A 6,336-nucleotide genomic window follows, 5' to 3' on the forward strand; every position below is an offset into this window, starting at 1 on the left:
AGTCTTAGTCTTTTTTTTGCCAAAATAACTGCCACTGCGGTGAATATCGTATTTTTTAGTACCTTCCTTTGCCAGTTTGTATTTAAAACCAGTACTCGGAAAGTTAGTTACGACGCCATCAACATTTTTGTTAATTAGCCATTGCCATAAATCAGGGGATTCATCCATTTCAGTCCACACAAAAACCTGTTTATTTAGCTGATGCAGCCAATGTATCAGCCAAGCATGATTTAAAATTAAATCAGAAGAAACATTAACGGCATTTACCTGAGGTAAATTACTAAAATTTATTCTTTTAAGGCTGCCCACAATTAAAATTAGGTAGGCATCGGGCATAATCTTACGGAAGTGAAACAAGCTGGCAACTGAAAAAGAATGGATCATAACCCGTTTCTCCATATGATACTTTTTGATAGTTGCTGCAATTTGGTCTTCTAATTCATAAGACGGATCAATCGAATGATCTATTTTAGTTTCAAGAATAAATTTTGTATTTGGTCTTTTTTGATAGTATTCAAATAATTGTGGTAAACTCATGACATGTTCACCGTTGTCATAGGTTAACTCGCTAAGTGCCCGCCAATTATTTTGTGATACAATTGCATGTGTATGGGTCACGCGAAACAAGTCATCATCGTGTGAAACAACTAACTCTCCATCTGCAGAAAGATGGAGGTCAAGTTCAACGTAATCAGCACCCGAATTAAAAGCAGAGTTGTCACTTTGAATAGTTTCTTCAGGATATTTGCTGGGGTCGCCCCGATGGCCGACCACAGTGAAACCACAGGTTGTAATAAAAATGATGCTAAAAATGAGAGCCCTGATTAATTGGCTTTGATATTTCATGTGTACACCTCTATTGTTAATTACAATAGCATGGTTGCACATTTTTTGCTACATGTCACAGATTTAATTTATGCGGGGGATATTGATGAATGAACAATATGAAGAGTTGGATTTAATTGAAGAAATTGTGCGCAACGATGGCAGTAAGTATTTTGAAATTTCCAATATTGATCAAAATGGAATAGCTGAACTTGCCGCAGATCGTGGAAAAATTAAAAGCGTGCGAATTTTGCAATTGAATATTCCACGTACTAAGGCCCTTATTACCTATGAAAAATATATTAATGAAAACTACAAACTTGAAACTTTGACTAATGAAGATGACTGGAAAAATCCTGATTGGGTGGAATGGAAAAAGCCAAAGGGAAAAGTCCTAGATGCATATAATATGGTTTTGAAATCTAATCAAATTGGATAGAGAGCATGATAATGGAAAAAATTCGCATTTTACACACTAATGATTTACATTCACATTTCGAACATTTCCCCAAAATTGGCCGGTATTTGCGGGAAGCTCAAAAAGATAAATCTGTCGATCAAATTTTTACTTTTGATGCCGGAGACTTCATGGATCGTTCTCATCCTTTGACTGATGCGACATATGGTCAAGCTAATATTAAGTTAATGAACTCTTTTCATTATGATGCAATTACTATTGGCAACAATGAAGGGATTTCCAATTCACATTGCGTAGTGGAAAAATTATTTGACCATGCTAATTTTCCCGTTATTTTAGCGAATTTGCGCGAGGAAGACGGTTCAATGCCTCATTGGGCTGTTCAAGATAAAATTTTACTTACCAAAAAGGGCACTCGAATTGGTCTAATTGGTCTGACTGCAGCTTATCCTCTTTCTTATGAACCTAATCACTGGCACGTTAAAATGTTGAAAGAAACAATGGACGGTGTTTTGCCAAAAATGAAGGGACAGTATGATGTGTTAATTTTAATAACTCATATTGGCTTAAATATGGATACTTTTTTAGCTAGAAATTATCCTCAAATTGACTTGATTGTGGGCGGACACAGTCATGACCTGTTGCCACATGGTAAAAAGGTGGAAAATGTCTGGATTACTCAAACAGGTAAATGGGGTAATTATGTGGGGAACACTTATATGGAAATCGATGATAATCATCATGTGCAAAAAATCATTCCACATGTTGTGCCCACCAGTTTGATGAAGCCCAATTTAGATGATGAGGAAACTATTTTAGGCTACAGGCAAAAGGGAAAAGAAATCTTAAGTCGCGAACTTGTGGCTGATTTGCCTGAGAAATATGATAATGACCGTGAAGCTGCTCTTCAGGTTTCCATGAATGCCATTGCAAATTTTGCAGGAACAGATTTAGCTATGCTCAGTTCAGGTCTTTTTTTAACACCATTTAAAAAGGGCATTTTGACTAAATATGATTTGCAAAAAGCATTGCCACATTCAATGCATGTTGTACGTTCTACTTTAAAAGGCAGTAATTTGTGGCGCCTAGTTATGGAAATCGAAAAAAACCGACATTTTTTGGATCAGTTTCCTTTGCAGGGCATGAGTTTTCGAGGGAAAATTTTTGGTCAAATGTACTACAAAGGGATCAAATTTGATCCTATAAGCAGAGTGGTTTTTGTAAATGGCAAGGAAATTGATCCATATCGGGAATATCAAATTGCTGTTTTGGATCATTATGTCTTGGTACCATTTTTCCCCACCCTGGCAATTGTTGGTGATAATGAATTTTTGTTCCCCAAATTTTTACGTGAAGTAATAGGGGATTATTTAGCAAAAAAGTATCCATTAACGGGAAGTGAAAATAATGGTAGAACAAACTAGCAGTAAAAAAAGAAAAGATAATAAATTTGAACAAGATCAGCCATTGCGGCATCCTCTGGCTGCTGTTAGCTTGGATGATGATCAACTAAAAATAAACAAACAGCTTTATCAAGTTGTGGTTAATAAGAATGAGGCTCTTGATCTTGAACTTTTGCGCCAAAAATATGATCCTTATTTAGATCAATATGATTTTATTGTTGGTGATGTGTCAAGTGAACATTTGCGTTTAAAAGGCTTTTACCAGGATAATGCACAAACAGCAATAGATCGCAAAAAGCAGACTATTGCCGACTATTTATTGGAATACTGCAATCCGGGAGGCCCATATTTTGTTTTACAACTTTTAAGCCCGGTTCATCATTATCATTATAATAAAAGAAAAAGGCGTAAAAATTCGTTCAAGAATAGGACGCAGAGTTCAAATCGGAGAAAACTGAATAAAGCTTTTAAAAGTTATCATATACGACCGACCAGAATAAAAAAACCTGAAACAGTTACTGTAAAAAAAGAACGGACAAACCAACATTCTTTTGTAATAAAAAAAAGAAAGGGCAGCAAATAAGTGAAAGATTACCGTTTATTTTTAATTGATCTTGATGGCACAATTTATCGCGGTAAGGAAACTATTGCTTCTGGGGTTCGTTTTGTTAAGCGCCTTGAAAAAGCGCATAAGGACTATATTTTTCTGACTAATAACACAACACGCACTCCCCAAATGGTTGTAAACAAGCTTAAAGTTCATGGGGTACAAACTGATGTTGCGCACATTTATACGCCGTGTATGGCAACTGTAAGTTATATTCTGAAAAATGAAAAAGAGCGAACAGACAAAATTGGTGTTTATATAATTGGTCAAATTGGCTTATGGCGTGAATTCATGCAAAATCCAGCTTTTGAACTTAACGATACTAATCCTGAATACGTTGTGGTCGGAATGGATACAGATTTGACTTATCACAAAATTCAAGTGGCCGTGAGTGCAATAAGAAGAGGAGCTGACTTTATTAGTACTAATGCGGATTTAAATTTGCCTAGTGAAAAAGGTTTAATGCCTGGCAACGGTTCTCAGTGTGCAATGATTGCAGCTTCGAGTGGAAAAGAGCCGTTTTTTATTGGAAAGCCTTCTTCTGTGATTATTGATATGTTGTTAGCCAAGCTGCATTTTGCTAAAAAAGATGCGCTTTTGGTAGGTGACAATTACGACACTGATATCAAGGCAGGGTTTAACAGTCATGTTGACCAATTGCTGGTAACTACTGGTATTACACAAGTTGCGGATATTGAAGGTAAAAAGCAACCTACAATTTTGGTTGACAGCTTAGATCAGGTTAAATTATGAACAAAAAAAATAATATTCTAACTATTATTTATAATTTTATTTTTGCTGTTTCTACTAGTGTTGTAACGGCACTAGTTGCTAGTTGGCCCTTATTATTTGTCTTTGTTTTGGTGCAAAAAACAAATAAAACGGTGAATTTATCAGTTGGCCAAGTAATGAGCAACTATAATCAATTAATGTGGTATTTAATTTGGCCCTTTAAACGTAAATTGCGAATGAGTAATTTACATACTTCATCTATGGCCGCAGGTCATTTTGCAGATGTCAAAAAATTATTTGTTTTGGCAATTATTGCTTTTTTATGTTGTTTAATAATACTTTTTTGGTGCAAAAAGCGAAATAAAAAATTTTTGCGTTTAAATAAAGTATGGGCGTTGTTGTTCTTATTGTTACCAGTTGCCATTTTGCCGTTTGCTCTGACTAATTTTGATAATTTTTTTATTACTTTTCATCATTTGTTTTTTGCAGGCAGCAATACCTGGCTATTTGATCCAGTAACAGATCCAATTATTAATGTCCTCACTGAAGGTTTTTTTGCGTCTTGTTTTGCAATTGCTGGTATTGTTTATGAACTGTATTTCGCTGATAAATTATTGCAAAAATAAAAAGGAGTTCTTAATGGAACTCCTTTTTGTTTTTAATTCGTTTTTTTAATGCAACTATTAAAATCGGCAAAACAGAAATTAGGATAATTGCGATTAGCAACATTGAGAAATGCTCTTTCACAAATGGTATGTTACCAAAGAATGCACCCAATATCGTAAATAGGCCACTCCAGATTATTCCACCAATTACGTTATAAAGAGCAAATTTGCCATAGTGCATATTGCTGCCACCGGAGATAAAAGGAACAAATGTCCTAATAAAGGGAATGAATCTGCCGATAACAATGGTAATTGGTCCGTGCCTGTTAAAAAAGTTTTCAGCGGCCAGGCGATTTTTTTGGTTAATTAGCCTGTTAAACCAAGTATGTTTTGTACCTTGCTTTACAGACCAGGCCCCTATTTCATAATTGCAAGCATCGCCTAAGATAGCCGCAAGCAATACTGAAAAATAAATCCACCAAATGTTCAAATTATATTCTGGGTTAACTGCTAAAGAACTCGCAGCAAAAATTAGTGAATCACCAGGTAAAAAAGGGAAAATAACTAATCCAGTTTCAATAAAAATAATGGCAAAGATAATCAAGTATGTCCAATTGCCAAACTGATTAACTATTTCAATCAGATGATGGTCGATATGCAGAATAAAATTGATTATTGTCATAAACATCTCCTAAATACTGGTTGAATGAATTGTTAAGGTTTTTTCCGGAAAAAGTGAGCGCATGATTGTAGTGATTGCAATTTGTGCTTCTCCGAATCCAAGCCCAATAAGAGGTACGCGCCCAGGATAAGTTGATACATCGCCAATTGCATAGATGCCGGGTATATTTGTTTCCATAGAGCGTGATACTTCAATTTGGTTATTGTTTAAATTGACACCCCACTTTTTTACAAATTGGTTATTAGCACGGAAACCATACCCAACGATTATTTGATCAAATTGTTTGTAAATAATGTTGCTGGTTCCCATTTCTTTTAAACCGATATTAAGTAGATTATCTCTGATTTGAATTGATATAGGAAGATAGGGAGTCTGTACTTCAACATTTTTTAAACTTTTGAGTTTTTGAACACTGGATTCTAAGCCACGAAATTCATTTCTTCTATGAATTAAATTGATTTTCGTTCCTGGCTGATCTGCTAGTTCAGCTGCCCAATCAAGAGCAGAATCACCTCCACCAAAGACTCCTATTTTTTGATTTTTAAATTTTTGAGGATCTCTAACATAGTAGTGAACTCTTTTTTCGATTTCATCGTCCATTTTTAACGGAAATTTTTTAGGAGTAAACGATCCGGTTCCTGTTGCAATAATTACGCTTTTTACAGAAAAGCTATTATCAATAATAAATTTCTTGTCTGCTTTTTTAAGATCTACGACAGGATGATTTAAGATAAAAGTTGCGTTTTGGCTGTTTTTATTTTTCAATTTTTTGATTAATTCATAAGAAGAAATAGAACTAAAAGCTGGGATGTCCAAAATCTTTTTAAAAGGATAAAGTAGTTTTGGCTGTCCCCCAACTTCTGCAAGTGAGTCAAAAACTACAGTTTTCAGACCATGAAGATGAGCAAAATTAGCACAGAATAATCCCACTGGACCTGCCCCAATAATTGCTAAATCAAAATTTTTTATTTTAAAAACTCCCCTCTAAACCTTGATATAACAACTTTATCATAAAAAAAGAAGTAAGTCTCTTCAATAAATTGTAAAAAATACTTGCAAAAAAG

General features: G+C 34.8%; 8 protein-coding genes. 5 read left to right on the forward strand and 3 right to left on the reverse strand.

The features are described 5' to 3' along the window. Positions 1-846, reverse strand: an 846-nt coding sequence (locus JF76_RS02355; protein WP_045927661.1) for a glycerophosphodiester phosphodiesterase, incomplete at its 3' end; no start/stop codon positions are given. Between the two features lie 85 nt (positions 847-931). On the opposite strand from JF76_RS02355, the gene JF76_RS02360 reads away from it, so the two are divergent. The 5 genes from JF76_RS02360 to JF76_RS02380 are packed head-to-tail and all read left to right on the forward strand — an operon-like array spanning position 932 to position 4,611. Beyond that, on the forward strand, positions 932-1,264 hold the full coding sequence (locus tag JF76_RS02360; protein ID WP_045927662.1) for a hypothetical protein: 333 nt from the start codon (positions 932-934) through the stop codon (positions 1,262-1,264). Between the two features lie 11 nt (positions 1,265-1,275). Further along, entirely contained in the window at positions 1,276-2,667 is a 1,392-nt protein-coding gene (locus tag JF76_RS02365) for a bifunctional metallophosphatase/5'-nucleotidase (protein WP_045927663.1), read from the forward strand. After that, positions 2,651-3,229, forward strand: coding sequence for a YutD family protein (locus JF76_RS02370; RefSeq protein WP_045927664.1), 579 nt, complete (start codon positions 2,651-2,653; stop codon positions 3,227-3,229). The genes JF76_RS02365 and JF76_RS02370 overlap by 17 nt, the downstream gene beginning before the upstream one ends. Beyond that, positions 3,230-4,006, forward strand: a complete 777-nt coding sequence (locus JF76_RS02375; RefSeq protein WP_045927665.1) for a TIGR01457 family HAD-type hydrolase — start codon at positions 3,230-3,232, stop codon at positions 4,004-4,006. Then, positions 4,003-4,611: a TIGR01906 family membrane protein gene (locus tag JF76_RS02380; protein ID WP_045927666.1), complete on the forward strand. Its 609-nt coding sequence runs from the start codon at positions 4,003-4,005 to the stop codon at positions 4,609-4,611. Before JF76_RS02375 ends, JF76_RS02380 begins: the two co-directional genes overlap by 4 nt. A 10-nt stretch (positions 4,612-4,621) precedes the next feature. On the opposite strand, the gene JF76_RS02385 is transcribed toward JF76_RS02380, so the two are convergent. Continuing rightward, positions 4,622-5,272 (reverse strand): VTT domain-containing protein, encoded by a 651-nt coding sequence (locus tag JF76_RS02385; RefSeq protein WP_045927667.1) that lies wholly within the window; start codon positions 5,270-5,272, stop codon positions 4,622-4,624. Positions 5,273-5,281: 9 nt separating this feature from the next. Beyond that, positions 5,282-6,202, reverse strand: coding sequence for an NAD(P)/FAD-dependent oxidoreductase (locus JF76_RS02390; protein WP_244267920.1), 921 nt, complete (start codon positions 6,200-6,202; stop codon positions 5,282-5,284). Positions 6,203-6,336: the final 134 nt, after the last annotated feature.

This window comes from Lactobacillus kullabergensis, assembly GCF_000967195.1.
Classification (GTDB): Bacteria; Bacillota; Bacilli; order Lactobacillales; family Lactobacillaceae; genus Lactobacillus; species Lactobacillus kullabergensis.